The 19289-nt window shown below is 53.9% G+C and carries 20 protein-coding genes, 2 tRNA genes and 1 CRISPR repeat array; of the genes, 20 read left to right on the top strand and 2 right to left on the bottom strand.

Annotated features, from left to right (window positions below):
- Positions 1-102 precede the first annotated feature (102 nt).
- Entirely contained in the window at positions 103-1488 is a 1386-nt protein-coding gene (locus G491_RS0128630; protein ID WP_028316967.1) for a hypothetical protein, read from the bottom strand.
- A 426-nt stretch (positions 1489-1914) separates the two neighbouring features.
- Here G491_RS0128630 and G491_RS0128625 point away from each other — a divergent pair, with 426 nt between their 5' ends.
- The 20 genes from G491_RS0128625 (at position 1915) to G491_RS0128525 (ending at position 17620) form a co-directional block, all read left to right on the top strand.
- Positions 1915-2241, top strand: a complete 327-nt coding sequence (locus G491_RS0128625; protein WP_012609550.1) for a hypothetical protein — start codon at positions 1915-1917, stop codon at positions 2239-2241.
- 61 nt (positions 2242-2302) lie between these two features.
- Positions 2303-2881 carry a 5' nucleotidase, NT5C type gene (locus G491_RS0128620; RefSeq protein ID WP_028316966.1) on the top strand — a complete coding sequence of 193 codons (579 nt, stop codon included), beginning with the start codon at positions 2303-2305 and terminating at the stop codon, positions 2879-2881.
- The gene (locus G491_RS0128615; protein WP_051327588.1) at positions 2863-3810 is read left to right on the top strand and encodes a tyrosine recombinase XerC; all 948 of its coding nucleotides are present in this window, start codon (positions 2863-2865) and stop codon (positions 3808-3810) included. The genes G491_RS0128620 and G491_RS0128615 overlap by 19 nt, the downstream gene beginning before the upstream one ends.
- Before the next feature lie 31 nt (positions 3811-3841).
- Positions 3842-4384, top strand: coding sequence for an ATP-dependent protease subunit HslV (gene hslV, locus G491_RS0128610; RefSeq protein WP_012609553.1), 543 nt, complete (start codon positions 3842-3844; stop codon positions 4382-4384).
- 7 nt (positions 4385-4391) lie between these two features.
- Entirely contained in the window at positions 4392-5765 is a 1374-nt protein-coding gene (hslU, locus tag G491_RS0128605) for an ATP-dependent protease ATPase subunit HslU (RefSeq protein WP_028316964.1), read from the top strand.
- A 36-nt stretch (positions 5766-5801) separates the two neighbouring features.
- Positions 5802-6677, top strand: coding sequence for an acetylglutamate kinase (gene argB, locus G491_RS0128600; protein WP_028316963.1), 876 nt, complete (start codon positions 5802-5804; stop codon positions 6675-6677).
- 25 nt (positions 6678-6702) lie between these two features.
- A complete protein-coding gene (locus G491_RS0128595) occupies positions 6703-7890 on the top strand; it encodes an acetylornithine transaminase (RefSeq protein ID WP_028316962.1) in 1188 nt (395 codons plus the stop codon).
- A gap of 39 nt (positions 7891-7929) precedes the next feature.
- On the top strand, positions 7930-8850 hold the full coding sequence (gene argF / locus G491_RS0128590) for an ornithine carbamoyltransferase (RefSeq protein ID WP_012609557.1): 921 nt from the start codon (positions 7930-7932) through the stop codon (positions 8848-8850).
- A 10-nt stretch (positions 8851-8860) separates the two neighbouring features.
- Positions 8861-10063 (top strand): argininosuccinate synthase, encoded by a 1203-nt coding sequence (locus G491_RS0128585; protein ID WP_028316961.1) that lies wholly within the window; start codon positions 8861-8863, stop codon positions 10061-10063.
- A gap of 10 nt (positions 10064-10073) precedes the next feature.
- Positions 10074-11471: an argininosuccinate lyase gene (gene argH, locus G491_RS0128580; protein WP_012609559.1), complete on the top strand. Its 1398-nt coding sequence runs from the start codon at positions 10074-10076 to the stop codon at positions 11469-11471.
- Between the two features lie 8 nt (positions 11472-11479).
- Positions 11480-11938, top strand: coding sequence for a hypothetical protein (locus G491_RS0128575; RefSeq protein ID WP_169829542.1), 459 nt, complete (start codon positions 11480-11482; stop codon positions 11936-11938).
- Positions 11939-11982: 44 nt separating this feature from the next.
- Positions 11983-13236, top strand: a complete 1254-nt coding sequence (lysA, locus tag G491_RS0128570; RefSeq protein ID WP_012609561.1) for a diaminopimelate decarboxylase — start codon at positions 11983-11985, stop codon at positions 13234-13236.
- Positions 13237-13247: 11 nt separating this feature from the next.
- Positions 13248-14084: a diaminopimelate epimerase gene (gene dapF, locus G491_RS0128565; RefSeq protein ID WP_012609562.1), complete on the top strand. Its 837-nt coding sequence runs from the start codon at positions 13248-13250 to the stop codon at positions 14082-14084.
- A 16-nt stretch (positions 14085-14100) separates the two neighbouring features.
- Positions 14101-15267: an LL-diaminopimelate aminotransferase gene (locus G491_RS0128560; protein WP_012609563.1), complete on the top strand. Its 1167-nt coding sequence runs from the start codon at positions 14101-14103 to the stop codon at positions 15265-15267.
- A gap of 12 nt (positions 15268-15279) precedes the next feature.
- The gene (gene folK, locus G491_RS0128555) at positions 15280-15795 is read left to right on the top strand and encodes a 2-amino-4-hydroxy-6-hydroxymethyldihydropteridine diphosphokinase (protein ID WP_028316959.1); all 516 of its coding nucleotides are present in this window, start codon (positions 15280-15282) and stop codon (positions 15793-15795) included.
- A gap of 43 nt (positions 15796-15838) precedes the next feature.
- Positions 15839-16090: a hypothetical protein gene (locus tag G491_RS33055; RefSeq protein WP_012609565.1), complete on the top strand. Its 252-nt coding sequence runs from the start codon at positions 15839-15841 to the stop codon at positions 16088-16090.
- Between the two features lie 40 nt (positions 16091-16130).
- Positions 16131-16775, top strand: coding sequence for a fructose-6-phosphate aldolase (fsa, locus tag G491_RS0128540; protein WP_012609566.1), 645 nt, complete (start codon positions 16131-16133; stop codon positions 16773-16775).
- A 28-nt stretch (positions 16776-16803) separates the two neighbouring features.
- The gene (pgsA, locus tag G491_RS0128535) at positions 16804-17391 is read left to right on the top strand and encodes a CDP-diacylglycerol--glycerol-3-phosphate 3-phosphatidyltransferase (protein WP_012609567.1); all 588 of its coding nucleotides are present in this window, start codon (positions 16804-16806) and stop codon (positions 17389-17391) included.
- A gap of 70 nt (positions 17392-17461) precedes the next feature.
- Positions 17462-17536, top strand: a tRNA-Gly gene (locus G491_RS0128530).
- A 9-nt stretch (positions 17537-17545) separates the two neighbouring features.
- A tRNA-Cys gene (locus tag G491_RS0128525) sits at positions 17546-17620 on the top strand.
- A gap of 78 nt (positions 17621-17698) precedes the next feature.
- Here G491_RS0128525 and G491_RS33050 read toward each other — a convergent pair.
- Positions 17699-18391 carry a site-specific integrase gene (locus tag G491_RS33050; RefSeq protein WP_248635550.1) on the bottom strand — a complete coding sequence of 231 codons (693 nt, stop codon included), beginning with the start codon at positions 18389-18391 and terminating at the stop codon, positions 17699-17701.
- A 26-nt stretch (positions 18392-18417) separates the two neighbouring features.
- Positions 18418-19279: direct repeats of the CRISPR family, unit length 28 nt; unit sequence CTCATAACCCCTTATAGGGATGGATAAC.
- Positions 19280-19289: the final 10 nt, after the last annotated feature.

The raw sequence follows: 19289 nt of genomic DNA, 5'->3' as shown, positions 1-19289 counted from the left end.
TCAGATAAAGTGTTAGTGAGTGATTACCCGCTTTCTTGTTAAGTAAATCGATTTGCCTCTGAATTATCCATCCGTTTTCGGAATTCGACTCGTCATAGTTGTTTAATTTTGCCTGCAGGGTATCCACCGTAGTCTTGATGGCATCAATTTTTTTAGAATCATCTTTCTCGGCATCAACATCATCAATTTCAAAAATTTCTGGAAGATGTTTTCCAGTTTTTTGTTTCCTTTTTTTTCCCATTCATCTGAAAAATTTAAGAAAGTTCTCCAGGTATTACCCTTGATTATTCCGGTTGAGAGAAAGCCAAGTTCACCCTCTGGCGGGTGTCCTTGTTTTTTAACTTTCCATGGCGCTGCTTGGATAGCAAGTCTGTATAGTTGTAGTTCTTTAATTTCTTCTCTTCGTCTCCATCCAGATAATGATTCAGCCTTTCGTTGAAAGTTCATCCTGGCCCATTTGATATTGTCAAAGACCTTGCTTCTCCTAAGACAATCGCTAAGAGCATCATAAATAACTAGACTCAAATCGCCAGCGTATAAAGCTAAATCACTCAGTATCCCAACCTTTTCTGCTTCCGGAAGGCTAAGTACTTGGGCGAATTCCTCATAAGACAGGTCGAAATTATAAGAAATAGCTGCACAACGAGCACTATCGCCCTTTTTTGCAGTTTGCAGGAATATTTTTTTTCTGAAATCACGAAGTTTAATATCTTTTCTGAAAAGTAGCTGTTCTAACTGCCAAGGGTTTAAGCGGTTAAGCGTGGATTCAGGTATTTCGCTTTTCAAACCAGAGTTCTCTGGCAAATTTGCTATCAGTACCCAAGAAATTTCTTTTGGCGCAATTCGAGTCAATTCCCATAGAGTGACGATGTCCTCTCCTTTATCAAATTCCGAAAAACCATCATAGTCATTAAAAGGTTTAGTGCCGTAGTAAGTGGAAAAATTTGGGTTCATTAGGTAGTCTGTTAAAATTTCCGTAAGTTCAAGATTGGTAATTTTACTTTTGGGCAACAATTTGTTGATACCATAGGTAATCAGGTATGCAATCCACTTTCCTCCGTTTTTTGACTGTCTGACTGTTGACAACCTTGCCTCCTGGGGAAGATCAAAGAATTCCTCAGCTTTGTCTTCGGAAGGTATTTGCCAACACCATTCACTTTCTAAAGGACTGTATTTTACTAAAGGATCTGGGTCAGATTCAATTTTTAGGATCAGTTCTTTAACTTCTTCATCTTCATGGTTGAGATGAACAATTTGTTTTGCCGATAGGTACCTGATGTAGCTATTTGGACTATCTAAAGATTTAGATAAAATTCTCTTTGAAAGATAGTCTGGGAAGGAAATCTCTTCAATGGTGGTTAACAGTTTAATTTGAGTTTCAACACACAAGTTATCCCATGCTGCGAGGAATTTAACGACTGAGCTTGGGGTCGGCTGGACAAGATCTTTAAGATAAGAAGGCAAATGGGTTCGATGATCGCCATTCATACACTTTCCCCCCAGAGAAGTTTCTGATTAACTTGCACTACATAGCCTTTTATGACGTCAATAAATTTGTAATTTTTATATATCTATTTGAATTAACTACGTTATAGGATGTGCTTTTGTCAAGATTATTCTATCCTTAACCATTTTTTAATTTAGCTCGTACAAATGAGCAATTTGAAGAATATATTGATAGTTTTCGGTTTTTTGAGGCGTTTTAGATACGGGCTATCTCCAGCGCAGTTTTTAAGGTCGCAATTTGCCTTTAAGTTTTTTAAAGCCAATCAATTCTTGACAAAGCGCTTATAGGCGCCCTATAAATTATCCCTTTACCGGAAACGGGTCGTTTTCGGGGCGGAGGTGTGTTTTCTCATGCCTCCGTTATGTTTTACAAACCCTGATAAATGAAACAGTACAGAGAGGAAGACCATGGGCGGCAAGAAAAAAGAAGCCAAGGAAAAACCCCTGGATAAAATGACAGCCAAGGAACTCCGGGAAGTTGCCAAGGAAATCCCCGGAATCGTCGGCGTGCACTCCATGAACAAGATTGAACTGCTTTCCGAAATCAAGGAAGCCCGCGGCATCGTGGACGACGGCCCCAAAAAGGACACCGGCCTCATCCGCGGCCTGAAAAAGCAGATCAACGAACTCAAGGAAAAACGCGACGCAGCCATTGAGGCCAAGGACAAGGATCAGATGACCATCCTTCGCCGCAAGATCAGCAAACTTAAGAAAAAGACCCGCAGGGCCGCCTAATAGCGCATTTTTCGGCCAGACGCGTAATTTTCCAATAGTCTTTTATAAAGTATTGTTGAAAATGGACAAAATCGATCCGGCCGCCCTGGCTTTTGATATTGACGGTGTGGTGGCCGACGCCATGAAGCTGTTTTTGGACATCGCCCGGAACAAGCACGGCGTCAGCGGCATAACAAAAGAGGATATCACCAGCTACATGCTGGAGGACTGCCTTGATATGAGCGATGAGGTGATCCTTGACGTGATCAAGGACATCATCGACGGAACGTACAAGGAAGTCCTGCAACCCATCGAGGGCGCCGTGGAGTCTTTGCGGCGAATTCGGGCTCTGGGGGCGCCTCTTTTGTTCGTCACAGCCAGGCCCCGGAAGTCGCCCGTGGAACAATGGCTCCGAAGCAACCTGGGCATCGACAACGGAGACATGCACATAGAAGCCACGGGCAGTTTTGAGGCCAAAATAGATGTCCTGGCCCATCACGGCCGCAACTGGTTTGTGGAGGACCGGTTGGAGACCTGCTTCCTATTGGCGGACGCAGGGATCAATCCGGTCCTTTTCCGACAGCCGTGGAACCGCAGGCCTCACCCCTTTAAGGAGGTGGGCTCCTGGGAAGAGCTTCTTCCATGCATCATGGGGATATAGACGACCAAGGCGCTTTTTTTTGGATTGATTCCTTTTTGGAATCCCTGGCCGCGGAACGAAGATATTCCCCTGCAACGTGCTTGGCTTACGGCAAGGATTTGCGCGAGTTTTTCTCCTATGTGGCCGAGTCGGGCCTGCAAGGGGAAATCTCTCCGGAAAACGCGGACGTGGAAAGGGTGGACAACCTCGCCATTCGAGGCTATCTGGGCTTTTTGCATAAAAAGAACGAAAAGAGCACCATGGCCCGGAAGCTCTCCTCCCTGAGATCCTTTTATCGTTTTCTGGAAAAAAGAGGCCGTGTGGCCGTCAACCCCGCTCAGTCGGTGGTGACGCCCAAACGCAAGAAAACCGTGGCGGCCCACCTGACCGTGGACGAGGCTTTCGCCCTGTTGGACTCCATTTTGGACGACTCCCTGGCCGGCGCAAGGGACAGAGCCATGTTCGAGTGCCTGTATTCCACGGGCATCCGCGTTTCCGAACTGGCGGGCCTGAACATGGGCCGCATCAATTTCCCCGGCAAGACCCTTCGGGTTTTGGGCAAGGGGGATAAGGAGCGCATCGTCCCGGCGGGCGCCAAGGCCCTGGAGCATATAAAGGCATACAGGGACAGGCTGGCCGTTGAAGGGCCGAAAAATCAGGACCCGGAAGCGGTGTTTCTCAATAAAAACGGGGGGCGCCTCACAACCCGGTCCATACGGCGCATTCTGGAAAAGATCGTGCGGGATATGGGGCTGAATCGGCCTTTGTCCCCCCATGGATTGCGCCACACATTCGCCACGCATATGCTGGATAACGGCGCGGACTTGCGTTCGGTCCAGGAACTGCTCGGTCACGCCAGCATTTCCACCACCGGGCGCTACACCCATGTGAGCATAGACCGGCTCATGGCCGCCTATGACAAGGCGCATCCGCGAGGCGAAAAAAGTTGAATTCAAGCAGCCGGAAAAAGGACCTTTGATCATGAGCAACCCATTGGATTTCAGGGGCACCACCATTTTGGCGGTTCGCAAGGACGGCAAAACCGCCATTGCAGGCGACGGCCAGGTAACCCTTGGCAATACGGTGGTCAAGCACACGGCGCAAAAAGTCCGCAAGATCTACCACGACAAGATTGTGGTGGGTTTCGCCGGCGCCACGGCTGACGCCCTGAACCTGTTCGATAAATTCGAAGGCAAGCTGGAGCAATACAACGGAAACCTGACCCGGGCCGCCGTGGAACTGGCCAGGGATTGGAGAACGGACAAATACCTGCGCAAGCTGGAAGCCATGATGATCGCCGTGGACGACCAGCGCATGTTTTTGATTTCCGGCAACGGGGATATCATCGAGCCGGACGAAGGCGTCATAGGCATTGGGTCGGGCGGAGCCTTCGCCCAGGCGGCGGCGACCGGCCTGATCAGGCATTCGGACCTGGACGCTTCGGCCATCGCAAAAGCGGCCATGGACGTGGCCGCCTCCATTTGCATTTACACCAATCAGGTAGTCACCCTGCACGAGATATGAGGAAGGCATGGAAGACCTAAAACCCCGGGAAATTGTTCAGGAACTGGACAAATACATCATAGGGCAGGACCATGCCAAGCGGTTCGTGGCCATTGCGCTGAGAAACCGCTGGCGCAGACGCCAGGTTCCCCAGGACTTGCGGGATGAAATCGCCCCGAAAAATATCATTCTCATAGGCCCTACGGGCGTGGGCAAAACGGAAATCTCCAGAAGGCTGGCCAAATTGGCGGACGTGCCCTTTTTAAAAGTGGAGGCCACCAAGTTTACGGAAGTCGGCTACGTGGGCCGGGACGTGGAATCCATGATTCGCGATCTGGTGGAAGTCACCGTCAACATGGTGCGGGAAAAGGAGGAGGATGAGGTGGCGCTGCCGGCCATGAAAGCCGCTGAAGAGCGCATCCTGGACATCCTGCTTCCTCCCAAGAGGGAGACCCAGCCCTTTGCCGATGCGGAGGGGGAGACCACCCTGGAAATCGTCACACGGGGGGATTCCAACCAGGACTCCACCCGGGAAAAGCTCCGGAAAATGCTGCACTCCGGCAAGTTCGACGACAGGTACGTGGATCTGGAAATCAACGAACGCAATACGCCGGTGGTGGAGATTTTTTCCAACATGGGCATGGAAGAGGTGGGGTTCAACTTCAAGGATATGCTGGGCGGCCTCATGCCCAAGAATACGAAAAAGCGCAAGGTCAAGGTCAGCGAGGCCATGGAAATCCTCACCCAGCAGGAGGCCCAGGGGCTCATCGACATGGAAAAGGTGGTCAAAAAGGCCCTGTCCCGGGTGGAGGAGTCCGGCATTATCTTCCTGGACGAAATCGATAAAATCGCCGTGGGCGGCGGAAAAGGGCAGGGGCCGGACGTCAGCCGGGAAGGGGTTCAGCGGGATCTTTTGCCCATTGTGGAAGGCACCACGGTCAACACCAAGTACGGAATGGTCAAGACCGACCACATTTTGTTTATTGCGTCGGGCGCCTTTCATATGACCAAGCCTTCGGACCTGACGCCGGAGTTGCAGGGGCGGTTCCCCATCCGGGTGGAATTGGACTCCCTGACCGAACATGATTTTATGCGGATTTTAACCGAGCCGAAAAACGCCATCATGCTCCAGTATCAGGAGTTGTTGAAGACCGAAGGCGTGGAGCTCGTTTTTACACAGGACTCGGTGGCGGAAATCGCATCCATCGCCAAGGAAGTGAATGACAGGACGGAAAACATAGGCGCCCGCAGGCTGCATACGGTTATGGAATGCCTGTTGGAGGACATTCTTTACGACGCCCCGGAGGTTCCGGAAAAGAAAATCACCATCGGTGCGGAAATGGTGCGGGCGAAACTGGAATCCATTAAGGAAGACGAGGACCTTTCCCGGTACATCCTGTAAAGGCAGGCGGGCCGGCCTCTATCATTTGGGTGAGTCATGGAAAAAACTGTTGCTGATATTCTGGTGGAAGCCCTCCCGTACATTCGGGAGTTCTCTGGCATGACCATTGTGATCAAGTACGGCGGCCACGCCATGGTGGACGAAGAGCTGAAAGACGCCTTCGCACGAGACATCACCCTGCTTAAACTGGTGGGCGCCAACCCGGTTGTGGTTCACGGCGGCGGCCCCCAGATCAATAAGGTCCTGGATCAGATGGGCATCTGCTCCACGTTCGTTAAAGGCATGCGCATCACGGATCAGCCCACCATGGATGTGGTGGAAATGGTTCTGGGCGGCAAGGTCAACAAATCCATTGTGGCTCAGATTAATCAGGCGGGCGGCCGGGCCGTAGGCCTCTCCGGCAAGGACGGCGAACTGATCAAGGCCCGGAAGATGACCATCATGCATAAGGAAACCGCGGACAGCCCCCCTGAAATCATCGACCCCGGTCTTGTGGGGGAAGTGACGGCGGTGAATCCCCGGATTATCAACACCCTGACCCGGGAAGGATTCATCCCCATCATTGCGCCCGTGGGAACCGGCGACAACGGGGAAACCTTCAATATCAACGCGGACCTGGTGGCCTCCCATGTGGCTACGGCGTTAAAGGCCGGGCGGCTGATCATGGTCACCGACGTGGACGGCGTCAAGGATCAGGAAGACAATCTGCTCTCCTCCCTGAACGCCCATGCCGCCGCGACTCTTATTGACGAGGGCGTCATCGCCGGAGGCATGATCCCCAAAGTCAATTGCGCCCTGGACGCCATTTCCTGGGGCGTAAACAAAGTGCATATTATCAACGGCCGACGACGACACGCTTTGCTTCTGGAACTTTTGACGGACAAAGGCATCGGAACTGAATTCAAAGCGTGATTAAATCTTATGAAAGGCCGTAACAATGAATAATACAAAACAACTTGCAGACCAGGTAATTGCAAACACCTACGCCCGGAATCCCATATGCCTTGTAAAAGGCCAGGGCGTTAAACTTTGGGACGAAGACGGAAAGGAATACACTGACTTTTTGGCCGGCATCGCCGTATGCATTCTGGGCCACGCCCATCCGGCGGTGACCCAGGCCGTATCGGAGCAGGCCGCCAAACTGGTGCATGTGTCCAACCTGTTTTACACCGAGCCCCAAACCCTGCTGGCGGATCAGCTCATCAATTCCTGTTTTGCGGACCGGGTGTTTTTTTGCAACAGCGGAGCCGAAGCCAACGAAGCGGCCATCAAAATGGCCCGGAAATATTTTTCGGAAAAAGGCCAGCCTGATAAATACCGGGTGATCGCCATGGAAAAATCCTTTCATGGCCGGACCTTTGCAACCATGGCCGCCACCGGCCAGGACGCTATTAAAAAGGGATTCGAGCCCATGATGGACGGGTTCGACCACGTGCCGTTCAACGACCTGGAAGCCGTGGAAAAAGCCATTACCGACGAAACCTGCGCGGTCCTTACCGAACCCATTCAGGCGGAAGGCGGCGTCATGGTTCCTTTTCCCGGATATCTTCCCGGTTTGCGGGAGCTTTGCGATAAAAAAGGCATTCTGCTGATTTTCGACGAGGTCCAGACGGGCATGGGCCGGACCGGCGCCTTGTTCGCCCATCAGCAAATGGGCGCCGTTCCCGACATCATGACCCTGGCCAAGGGGCTTGCCAACGGCCTGCCCATCGGCGCCGCCCTGGCCACGGAAGAGGTTGCTTCCGCGTTCACTCCAGGCGCCCACGCCACCACATTCGGCGGAACCCCTTTGGTGACCGCCGCGGCCCGGGCCGTGATGATTACTCTCATGGACCAGGATCTGCTGGAAATGTCCATTTCGGTAGGCGACTACTTTAAAAACCAGTTGCTGCTGCTGAAAGAAAAATTCGACTGCGTGGAGGAAGTGCGGGGCATGGGGCTGCTTTTGGGTCTCAAGCTGAACATGCCCGGCGGGCCCATTGCGGCCAAAGCCATGGAAATGGGCTACATCTTCAATGTCACGCAGGGCGACGTCCTCCGGTTTGTGCCTCCGCTGATCATAACGCGGAAGGACGTGGACGGCCTGATCGAAACATTGGACAAGATTCTTGCAGACTGCCGGTAAATCAAAGCGGGAGGAAATCCGCTTTTAGGAGGTTAATATATGAAAGTTGACATCACCACTCTCTCGGACTTGTCCAAAGAGCAGATAGACCAATTATTCGCCAACGCCCGGGACGGAAAGAAAAAACACAAGCAGGGCGTTTACGAACCCGTATTGCAGGGCAAGACCGCCGGTTTGGTTTTTGACAAGCCCTCCACGAGGACGCGCGTTTCATTTGAAGCAGCCATGATTCAGCTTGGCGGCGTGCCCATGTACATTCAATCCGGCGATACGCAGATCAAGCGTCAGGAGCCGGTGGAAGATACGGCCCGGGTGCTGTCCCGGTATCTGGACGCCCTGGTGGTGCGGACCTTTTCCCAGGAGTTTGTGGAAGACTTGGCCCGGGAGGCCTCCATACCCATCATCAACGCCCTGACCGACGTGTATCACCCCTGCCAGGTATTAAGCGACATCCTAACGGTTATCGAACTGAAAGGCGGGTATGAAGGCGTAAAGATCGCCTGGATCGGCGACGGCAACAACGTGGCTCATTCCTGGATATCAGCGGCCGCCATTCTCGGCCTGGATCTGGTGCTGGCCTGCCCGGACGATCATCTGCCCGAGCAGACCATCCTGGACAAGGTCAAGGAGAGCTCTGCGGGAAGCGTCAAGGTTGTCAGCGATCCCAAGGAAGCCGCCGTGGGCGCGGACGTTTTATATACAGACGTTTGGGCCAGCATGGGCCAGGAGGAGGAAAGCGACGAAAGGATGAAGTCCTTTGAAGGATACGTCGTGGATCAGGCCCTGGTAAACCTGGCCGCCAAGGATGTCAGCGTCATGCATTGCCTGCCGGCGCATCGGGGCGAGGAAATCACCGCCGGGGTTCTGGAAGGACCCAATTCCGTGGTCTGGGATCAGGCCGAAAACAAATTGCACATGCACAAGGCGATTTTGGACGCCTTGATCAGGCTTTGGAAATAGGAGAAGCATCATGGGAAAAGATATTAAAAAGGTGGTTCTGGCGTATTCCGGCGGACTGGATACCTCCGTCATCTTAAAATGGCTTGTGGAAACCTACCAGTGCGAAGTGGTGGCTTTCTCCGCCGATATCGGACAGGGCGAAGAACTTGAGCCCGTCCGCGGCAAAGCCGAAGCCAGCGGCGCCTGCGCCGTATATATAGACGATCTGCGCGAGGAATTCGTCAAGGACTACGTGTTCCCCGCTTTCCGGGCCAACGCCATTTACGAAGGCCAGTACCTGCTGGGAACCTCCCTGGCCCGGCCTCTTATTTCCAAACGCCAGATGGAAATCGCCAAGCTGGAAGGCGCGGACGCAGTCAGCCACGGCGCCACGGGCAAGGGCAACGATCAGGTGCGGTTTGAACTGAGCTACCTGGCCATTGATCCGTCCATTAAGATCATCGCCCCCTGGCGGGAATGGGACCTGAACTCCCGGACCAAGCTCATGGCTTACGCCGAGAAGCACGGCATTCCGGTTCCCACGACCCAGGCCAAGCCCTACAGCTCGGACCGGAACCTGCTGCACATCAGCTTTGAAGGCGGAGTGCTGGAAGACCCCTGGGCGCCGCCGGAAGAGGACATGTTTGTCATGTCCGTGTCGCCTCAGCAAGCGCCGGATCAGCCTGAAGAGGTTTTGATTCAGTTTGAACAGGGCAACCCCGTTGCGGTCAACGGCGAAAAGCTCTCTCCCGCCAATCTGCTTGCCAAGCTCAACGAACTGGGCGGCAAGCACGGCGTGGGGCGCATGGATATTGTGGAAAACCGTTTCGTGGGCATGAAATCCAGGGGCGTGTACGAAACTCCCGGCGGGACCATCCTGCGCATCGCTCATATGAACATGGAGACCCTGACCATGGACCGCGAAGTGGCCCATCTGCGGGATTCCCTCATTCCCAAATACGCCGAACTGGTGTACAATGGATTCTGGTTCTCCCCGGAGATGAAGCTCTTGCAGACCACCATCGACGCCACCCAGGAAAACGTCTGCGGCGAGGTGCTTTTGGAACTCTATAAAGGCAATTGCAGGGTGCTGGGGCGCAGGTCGGACAAGTCCCTGTACCGCATGGATTTCGCCACCTTTGAAGAGGACGAGGTTTATCGCCAGAAGGACGCGGAAGGCTTTATCAGGCTGAACTCCCTGAGGCTCCGCATACAGTCCATGTTGAACAAATAGGAGTCGGGTGATGGCTGAGCACAAACCCTGGGACGGCAGGTTCGCCGAAAAAACCGATGACATGGTGGAGGCTTTCACCTCCTCCATCCAGGTGGACAAGCGCCTGTACGCCCATGACATAACCGGCAGCATCGCCCACGCACGGACCCTGGCCGAAGCCGGAGTGATCACCTCCGACGAGGCCGACGCCATGGAAAAGGGGCTCCGGCAGGTAAAAGGCGAAATCGAGGCCGGAAACTTCAAATACGACGACAGCCTGGAAGACATCCATATGCACATCGAATCCAGGCTGACGGAAATTCTGGGGCCGACGGCGGCCAAGCTCCACACGGGGCGCAGCCGGAACGACCAGATCGCCCTGGACAACCGTTTGTATTTGCGGGACGAAACCCGGCGAATCATCGCCATGCTTCATGAGCTTCGCCAGGCCATTGTGGATTCGGCCCAGGCGCATCTGGATTACTTCGTTCCGGGCTACACCCATTTGCAGCGGGCCCAGCCGGTGCTGCTTTCCCATCATCTCATGGCGTATTACGAGATGTTCACCAGGGACAGCGACCGGTTTACGGACGCCTTGTACAGAATCAATGTAATGCCCCTGGGAAGCGCCGCCCTGGCCGGGACGACCTTCCCCCTGGACCGGGAGTATACAGCCTCTCTCCTGGGCTTTGAGGGCGTTACGCAAAATAGTATGGATGCGGTTTCGGACCGGGACTTCATTATGGAGTTCCTGTCCGACGCCAGCATCTGCATGGTGCACCTTTCCAGGATGAGTGAAGAGCTGGTTCTCTGGTCTTCCAGTGAATTCGCCTTTCTCAACATGCCGGACGCATTCGCCACCGGCAGCAGCATCATGCCCCAGAAAAAGAACCCGGACGTGCCGGAGCTGGTGCGGGGGAAGACGGGCCGCGTGGTCGGCAGCCTCATGGCTATTCTGACCACTATGAAATCCCTGCCCATGGCCTACAACCGGGACATGCAGGAGGACAAGCCGCCGCTCTTTGATGCGGTGGACACGTTGAAGGCCTGCGTCGCCATGTTCGCCCGGATGGTTCCCAAGCTGGAGTTCAACCGGAGGAACATGTTCGACGCCTCCAACCAGGGATTTTTGAACGCCACGGATATGGCCGATTATCTGGTGGAAAAAGGCGTGCCTTTCCGCGAAGCCCACGGAATCGTGGGCCGGGCCGTGGCTTATGCTCTGGATCGGGGCAGGGAGCTGCACGAGATTTCCCTGAACGACCTGCGCAAGTTTTCGGATAAACTGGAAAAAGATTTGTATGAAGCCCTTACTGTGGAGCATGTTGTGGAGCGCCGCCGCACCATAGGCGGGACTGCCTCCGTCAACGTAATCGCCGCCATCGGCCGGGCTCAGACCCAGCTTCAGGCGGAGACTTCGGGAGACTGACCTTGACAATGCCGGGAATGCGACAATACTTCATATGTACGCTGGCGCTAATCCTCGCTCTCAGCATAGGATGCGGGAAAAAAGGCCCCCCAAGGGCGCCCCACACCCAGCCTCCGGCGCCCGCCTGCGGTTTGGAAGCGGAAATGCTGGAAGACAGCAGGGTGCGGCTGACCTGGAACCAGGCCGGGTGCGTTGCAGGCGGCAAGGTGGATGGATTCGCCGTATTTATGGCCCGGGAAAAGCTGGACAAGGAGGCGTGCAAGAACTGCCCCATGAATTTCCAGCGGATAGCCACTGTGCACGTGGGCAAGTTCAATCCCTGGCAGACCCAGTCGGATAAAGCCGTGCACATGACGCCGGTGCTGGAAGGGTTTAGGTACATTTTCAAGGTGACCGCCTTCGGGCCCGGAGGGGAAGCGCAGGATTCGGAAAGGGTGAGCGTGGAAGCAATTCCCGCCGCGCCCTGATCGCACGACAAACAACATAGCGTCAGAACAAGGACCGTTTTGCCATGCATCATTTTCAGTATCAGAATAATGCTCTTTATTGCGAGGACGTCCCGGTTGCGGATATCGCCGCCAACCTGGGAACGCCTCTTTTCATTTACAGCCATGCTACCCTTACCCGTCACTTTCAGGCCTTTGACAAGGCTTTCGGAGACGTGGATCACATTATCTGCTACTCGGCCAAGGCCAACACCAACGGCGCTATTCTGAAGATGTTCGCGGATATGGGCACGGGTCTGGACGTGGTTTCCGGCGGAGAGCTTCATCGGGGCCTGAAGGCGGGCATCCCGGCCAATAAAATCGCCTACGCCGGCGTGGGCAAGACCCAGGACGAAATCGACCTGGCTCTCAACTCCGGCATTCTCATGTTCAATGTGGAATCCTTTGAAGAGCTTCAGGCCATCAACGCCCGGGCCAAGGCATTGGGTAAAAAAGCCCCCATTTCCCTGCGGGTCAACCCCAACGTGGACGCCAAAACCCATCCTTACATTTCCACGGGCATGAAGAAGAACAAGTTCGGCATCGCCAAGGAAGCCGTTGTGGAGGCTTATAAGGCGGCTCACGAACTGGACTCCACGGAGGTGGTGGGCATCGATTTTCATATCGGCTCCCAGATCACCCAGGTGGGCCCCTTTGTGGAAGCCATGGAAAGCGTCAAATCCCTTGCCGCCGAGCTTAAAGGCATGGGAATCGGCATAAACTACCTGGACGTGGGCGGCGGACTGGGCATCAACTACGATGACGAAGAGCCTCCCGAGCCCGACGAATACGCCAAGGCCATTTGCAAGGTGATTGCGGACTTTCCCATCACTGTGGTTTTGGAGCCGGGCAGGGCCATGGTGGGCAACGCGGGAATCATGGTGACCAGGTTCCTGTATCTGAAGGAAGGCGCAACCAAGAATTTCATCATAGTGGACGCGGGCATGAACGACCTGATCCGGCCGTCCATCTACGGCGCCTTTCATTTGATCCAGCCCGTAAACAAACGGGAGGGCGATCCTCTTACCGGCGACGTGGTCGGCCCCATTTGCGAGTCCACGGACTTTTTGGCCAAGGACCGGGAGATCGGCGCCGTAGTCCCGGGGGATTTGCTGGCGGTTATGAGCGCAGGCGCATACGGATTCGCCATGTCCTCCAATTACAACTCCCGTCCCAGGGCTTGCGAGGTCATGGTAAAAGGCAATGCCTTTGAAGTCATTCGGCAGCGCGAGAATTACGAAGATCTTACGCGGGGGGAAGTTATTCCAACCTTTTTATAGGATAGATTAAGATGACCGGTTTGCAGTTTTACAAGATGAGCGGAAGCGGCAACGATTTCATTATCGCTGATAATCGTGACGGAAAAATAGCCAAGGACGACATGCCTGGGCTTGCAAAAGCCTTGTGCGCCCGAAAGATTTCCATAGGCGCCGATGGGTTAGTCCTTGTAGAAAACAGCGACCAGTGCGACTTCAAATGGCAGTTTTACAACTCCGACGGCAGCGAAGCGGAAATGTGCGGCAATGCTTCCAGATGCGTGGCCCGTTTCGCCTATCTGAACAAGATCGCCGGTGAGAAAATGACCTTTGAAACCCTGGCCGGCGTCATCCATGCAGAAGTTTTGGGCGAAACAGTCAAGGCGGGTTTGACCGATCCCACGGACGTCAAATATTTCTACGCCCTGGACGTGGACGGAACCACTTGCAACGTCACCAGTATGAACACGGGCGTGCCCCATGTGGTGCTTTTGGTGGGTAATATCGAAAAGCCCGATGTGGAAGAACTGGGCCGAAAAATCCGGTATCACGAAGCCTTCGCTCCGGCGGGAACCAACGTGAATTTCGTGGAGTTCCGCCGCGGTGAGCTTGCCGTTCGCACGTATGAAAGAGGCGTGGAAGGGGAAACCCTGGCCTGCGGAACCGGCGCAGTGGCCGCAGCCCTCGCCCGGGTGGCGGCGGACGCGGCTTTGTCTCCGGTCAAGGTTTTGACCCGCAGCGGCGGGTATCTTTACGTGCATTACAAGCGCGTGCCCGGCGGATACGGCAATATCTTTCTCGAAGGGGACGCCAATATTATTTACACGGGAGAAATCGGGCCGGACGCCCTGAAACTGGCCCAAAAAAAATAAGCGGAAAGGATGGATCATGGATCAATTTGAAAAGGCGGACAGGCTCAAACAACTTCCACCCTATTTGTTTGCGGAAATCGACCGGAAAAAGGAAGAGGTTCGCGCCAAGGGCGTGGACATTATCGACCTGGGCGTAGGCGATCCCGACCTGCCCACTCCGGATCATATCATCAAGGCCCTGAACGAGGCCGCCAAAGATCCCAGATACCACCGCTATCCTTCCTATTCCGGCATGGGCGCGTTCAATAAGGCGGTCGCCCGTTTTTACGACAAACGCTTCGGCGTGAACCTGGAGCTTTCGGAGATCATCACCCTGATCGGCTCCAAGGAAGGCATCGCCCACATCCCCCTGGCATACATCAACCCCGGGGACGTGGCCCTGGTTCCCAGCCCGGCCTATCCGGTCTACCAGATCGGCGTGGAGTTCTGCGGCGGATCCTGCCACATCATGCCTTTGCTGAAGGAAAACGGCTTTTTGCCCGACCTGGACGCCATTCCCGAGGACGTTGCGTCCAAGGCCAAGCTCATGTTCATCAATTATCCCAACAATCCCACGGCCGCCGTGGCTGACGAGGCGTTTTTCAAAAAGGTCATTGAATTCGCTAAAAAATATAAAATCATCGTCTGCCACGACGCCGCGTATACGGAAATGTCCTTTGACGGATACGCTCCCATGAGCTTCATGGAAGTGGACGGCGCCAAGGAAGTGGGCATCGAATTCCACTCCCTGTCCAAGACATACAACATGACCGGCTGGCGCCTGGGGTTTGCGGTTGGAAATGCGGAAGTCATAGGCGCCCTGGGCAAGGTCAAGAGCAATATCGACTCCGGCGCCTTCGACGCCGTGCAAATGGCGGGCATCGAAGCCCTGGACGGCGATCAACAGTGCGTGGCCGACAACTCCAAGATCTACCAGGAGCGCCGCGACCTGCTTATGGAAGGCCTGAACGCCATGGGCCTCAAATGCACGCCTCCCAAGGCCACCTTTTACATGTGGGTCGAGGTTCCGGAAGGATACTCCTCGGCGGACTTCTGCACCAAGCTCCTTACCGAGGCGGGCATTGTAGCCACCCCGGGCAACGGGTTCGGCGCGCCGGGCGAAGGCTATTTCCGCATGGCCCTCACCCAGAACAAGGATCGCATGGCCGAAGCGGTCAAGCGCATGCAGGAATTGAAGCTCTAAGGAAAGATCGCATTGGAGCATACCGTTTACATCGGGTTCGGGTCCAACATGGGAGACCTGAAGAAAAACTGCCAGTGGGCCATGGACAGCCTGAGCCGGTCCGGAGTCTGCATGGTGGAAAAGATATCCCGCCTGTACGATACCGAGCCCGTGGATTACGAAGCCCAGGACAGGTTTATGAACGGGGCTGCCAGGATCAGGACAAGCCTGGCGCCCCGGGATCTTTTGGCCTTGCTCAAATCCCTGGAAAAAGAGGCGGGGCGCACCAATGCAGGCCCCCGTTTCGGCCCCAGGGTCCTGGACATGGATATCCTGTTTTTCGGAGACCTTGTCATGGAATCGGGAGATTTGGAAATACCTCACCCCCGGCTTCATAAAAGGCGGTTTGTTTTAGCCCCGCTTTGTGATATAGCTCCGGAATTGCAGCATCCGGTTTTAAAAAAGACAGTTAGCGCACTTCTGGACAAACTGGATGACGGCGGCAAGGATGTCATGGTATTGGAGGATGTCCTTGCAATAACGGCGTGAATCCGGCTTGACCGGAGCGCCGAAATAGCTTAAGGGGTTGCTCATGTGGCTAAAATTTTTAATATTTGCCGGGTTGGGTTACATGGTGTACAAGGCCCTGGCAGGCCCCGGACCTGAAAAAAACAGGCCCCGGATGGATCGCCAGGATGTCCGGCAGATAGACGATGTCATGGTGCAGGACCCGGTTTGCAAGGTGTATTTTCCCAAGCGGGAAGGGGTTGCAGCCAAAGTGGACGGACAGCTCATGTATTTCTGCAGCGAGGAATGCATGAAAAAATATCTTAATCAAAAATAAACCGGAATAAAAAAACACACTCAAACAAGGAGCGCGGCGGATGAAGTTTTTTATCGATACGGCCAACATCGACGAGATCAAAGAGGCCAACAGCATGGGAATGGTGGACGGCGTAACGACCAACCCGTCCCTGATTGCAAAAGAAGGAAGGCCTTTTGAGGATATCATCAAGGATATCTGCGCCGAAGTGGACGGCCCCATCAGCGCCGAGGTTATCAGCACCGAAGCCAAGTCCATGATTGAAGAAGGTAAAAAGCTGGCTGCTATCCATAAGAACATCGTCATTAAGATCCCCATGATTCCCGACGGCATGATCGCCACCCGCGCCCTGTCCTCGGAAGGCATTCCGGTCAATGTGACCCTGGTGTTCTCTCCTTTGCAGGCGTTGGTTGCGGCCAAAGCGGGCGCCGCTTTCGTCAGCCCCTTTGTGGGACGCCTGGACGACCTGGCCAACGAAGGCATGCTCCTGATTGAGCAGATGGTGACCATTTATAACAACTACGCCTTTGACACCGAAGTGCTGGTCGCCAGCGTACGCAATCCGCTTCACGTGCTGGAAGCAGCCATGATGGGCGCGGACGTGGCCACCATTCCCTTTGGCGTTATCAAGAAAATGATGGGCCATCCCCTGACGGACAAGGGCTTGGCAGCCTTTCTGGCGGACTACGAAAAGTCCAAAAAGTAAGCCCAAACCGGTCCGTAATAGGAATATCATGGCTTCAGGTCGCTCTTTCAAGGACATTGTGCTGCATCCAAACACCCTGACGTTATTCAGGGTGGTGACTATCCCCGGCATCGTTATACTGTTGCTGCCTCAGGAGCCCGGCAAACTGTTTTGCTTTATCGCCGCCGTTTTGTTTTCGTTGGCGGCCATCAGCGACGGGCTGGACGGCTATTACGCCCGATCCCTGGGACTTGTCTCCAACTTCGGCAAGTTCATGGATCCCCTGGCCGACAAGCTCCTGGTCATGTCCACCCTGACCATGCTCACGTGGCACCAGTGGATTCCGGGCTGGATAGCCTGCGTCATCGTGGGCCGCGAACTGGCCGTAACCGGACTCAGGGGCATCGCCGCGGAGCAGGGCAAGGTCATTGCCGCGGAAAAACTGGGCAAGTATAAAATGGGCTTTCAGATCGGGGCGATCATCCCCTTGCTGCTTCATCACAAGTATTATTTTACGGAGAGTTTTTTCCTGGATTTCGGGCAGGTGGGATACTGGGTTTTATGGATTGCTTTGGTCTTTACTATCTGGTCCGGGGCCGAGTATTTCAGGAATTACTCAAAGGTCATCAGAAGTTGAATTTTAGGCTTTTGTTAGCGTTTTTTTGGTTGACAAACCCTGCCTGTTCTGGGTAAGTAGGGGTCGCTGAGCGGGAATAACTCAGTGGTAGAGTGCGACCTTGCCAAGGTCGAAGTCGCGGGTTCAAATCCCGTTTCCCGCTCCATTTTTTTTGGGCGGCATAGCCAAGTGGTAAGGCAGCGGACTGCAAATCCGTTATTCTCCGGTTCAAATCCGGATGCCGCCTCCATAAGAAAATCAAAGGGTTAGCTCGTTTTGGGCTAACCTTTTTTTATGCTCAAAATGGCCGATTGCGCCTAAATTGTGCCTAAACTGTGCCTGCGACCCTCTGAAGATGCCCTTCCTGCTTGAATGCAGCAGCTTTCAGGTCCTCCTCGCTCACGATATTATACCTGTCAAATACCGATCTCGTTTTGTGCCCTGAGATCTTCATGACGACCGCTTCCGGCACACCTGATCGAACCATGTTGCGCACAGCAGTCCTTCTCAAATCATGAAACAATCGATGGCCTAATTTTGCTTTAGTGCAAGCGTTTGCCCATGACTTGGAAAACTGATCCACTCGGCCCGTTCCCCGTTCGTTAAGAAATACCCAGGGTAGTAGGCTTTTGCGCTTTTTATGGAGACCCTTCAACATGCCTTGCAACTCCTCATCCAAAAAAACCAGACGGCCTTCGTTGTTCTTGGTCGTACCGGGATCCAATTTGGCTGTGCCCCTATTGAGGTCGACTTGAGCCCAAGTTAACCTGCATAACGCGTAGGCAACCATGTCCGTTCTTATTTCTTCCAATTCGCGCCAATCCGGAATCTTCGGTTTTCTGGTCGGGTCCTTTTTTGTGCAAATGGAGAGAAAGCGGGAATTGTCCGCAGCTCTGGGCAGGCTTTTTTCGATGCTCGCCAGAAGCACCATGTGCCTGGACTGAAAAGAAACCGCCTGCTGATGCGTTGTGCCTTTGTAGGTTGTCCCTCCCCGGCCGGCGCTTCTGAAGATCTCGATCAACCTCTCTCTGGACTGGGACTGTTCAAATCATAACCCCTTATAGGGATGGATAACACCGTTTATGGCCGTATAGCAGGGGATAGGACGGAACTCATAACCCCTTATAGGGATGGATAACGGTCGATTTTGTCGGCCAGCTTTTTGGCTTCTTCCACTCATAACCCCTTATAGGGATGGATAACCTGCCGAGCCTGGGCACTGGATTTGCTCGCCAAAGTCTCATAACCCCTTATAGGGATGGATAACATGAAATCCTTCCCGAGCTTCCCCATGTCCGTGTCTCTCATAACCCCTTATAGGGATGGATAACCAGACCGGCGCTTATCTTTGCGCCCATGTGGTTGACCCTCATAACCCCTTATAGGGATGGATAACCCCTGGAAAGACTCAGCATACTGATAAATATCGTCTCTCATAACCCCTTATAGGGATGGATAACCCAAGATCCTGGGCGACGGCCTGGGTCATGGAGCCAGCTCATAACCCCTTATAGGGATGGATAACTTGGCTCCGGGGATCTGGTTGCGAAGTATTACAACGCTCATAACCCCTTATAGGGATGGATAACATAGGCCATAAACGCGGCCTTGGAGTGTTTGCCCATCTCATAACCCCTTATAGGGATGGATAACCACACTTGATAAGTCAGACCATTTGACATTGCTTGTCTCATAACCCCTTATAGGGATGGATAACTGTTTCCTTGACGGAGCCAAGGTTGCTTTTAAACTTCTCATAACCCCTTATAGGGATGGATAACTCCGATCTTGTCACCGGCTGGCATGGGCAGGAATATCTCATAACCCCTTATAGGGATGGATAACGTGTTACCCATCCCACGGGACGGGCTTTCGGGCCTGCTCATAACCCCTTATAGGGATGGATAACCTTGAACGCC

Source organism: Desulfatibacillum aliphaticivorans DSM 15576 (assembly GCF_000429905.1).
Classification (GTDB): Bacteria; Desulfobacterota; Desulfobacteria; order Desulfobacterales; family Desulfatibacillaceae; genus Desulfatibacillum; species Desulfatibacillum aliphaticivorans.
The sequence above is the reverse complement of the archived record's forward strand: the minus strand, read 5'-3'. Positions and strand labels throughout refer to the sequence as shown.

Coding starts and splice junctions, on each gene's coding strand:
- G491_RS0128630 (WP_028316967.1), bottom strand. CDS start 1,488: ATGAATGGCGATCATCGAACCCATTTGCCTTCTTATCTTAAAGATCTT.
- G491_RS0128625 (WP_012609550.1), top strand. CDS start 1,915: ATGGGCGGCAAGAAAAAAGAAGCCAAGGAAAAACCCCTGGATAAAATG.
- G491_RS0128620 (WP_028316966.1), top strand. CDS start 2,303: ATGGACAAAATCGATCCGGCCGCCCTGGCTTTTGATATTGACGGTGTG.
- G491_RS0128615 (WP_051327588.1), top strand. CDS start 2,863: ATGCATCATGGGGATATAGACGACCAAGGCGCTTTTTTTTGGATTGAT.
- hslV (WP_012609553.1), top strand. CDS start 3,842: ATGAGCAACCCATTGGATTTCAGGGGCACCACCATTTTGGCGGTTCGC.
- hslU (WP_028316964.1), top strand. CDS start 4,392: ATGGAAGACCTAAAACCCCGGGAAATTGTTCAGGAACTGGACAAATAC.
- argB (WP_028316963.1), top strand. CDS start 5,802: ATGGAAAAAACTGTTGCTGATATTCTGGTGGAAGCCCTCCCGTACATT.
- G491_RS0128595 (WP_028316962.1), top strand. CDS start 6,703: ATGAATAATACAAAACAACTTGCAGACCAGGTAATTGCAAACACCTAC.
- argF (WP_012609557.1), top strand. CDS start 7,930: ATGAAAGTTGACATCACCACTCTCTCGGACTTGTCCAAAGAGCAGATA.
- G491_RS0128585 (WP_028316961.1), top strand. CDS start 8,861: ATGGGAAAAGATATTAAAAAGGTGGTTCTGGCGTATTCCGGCGGACTG.
- argH (WP_012609559.1), top strand. CDS start 10,074: ATGGCTGAGCACAAACCCTGGGACGGCAGGTTCGCCGAAAAAACCGAT.
- G491_RS0128575 (WP_169829542.1), top strand. CDS start 11,480: ATGCCGGGAATGCGACAATACTTCATATGTACGCTGGCGCTAATCCTC.
- lysA (WP_012609561.1), top strand. CDS start 11,983: ATGCATCATTTTCAGTATCAGAATAATGCTCTTTATTGCGAGGACGTC.
- dapF (WP_012609562.1), top strand. CDS start 13,248: ATGACCGGTTTGCAGTTTTACAAGATGAGCGGAAGCGGCAACGATTTC.
- G491_RS0128560 (WP_012609563.1), top strand. CDS start 14,101: ATGGATCAATTTGAAAAGGCGGACAGGCTCAAACAACTTCCACCCTAT.
- G491_RS33055 (WP_012609565.1), top strand. CDS start 15,839: ATGTGGCTAAAATTTTTAATATTTGCCGGGTTGGGTTACATGGTGTAC.
- fsa (WP_012609566.1), top strand. CDS start 16,131: ATGAAGTTTTTTATCGATACGGCCAACATCGACGAGATCAAAGAGGCC.
- pgsA (WP_012609567.1), top strand. CDS start 16,804: ATGGCTTCAGGTCGCTCTTTCAAGGACATTGTGCTGCATCCAAACACC.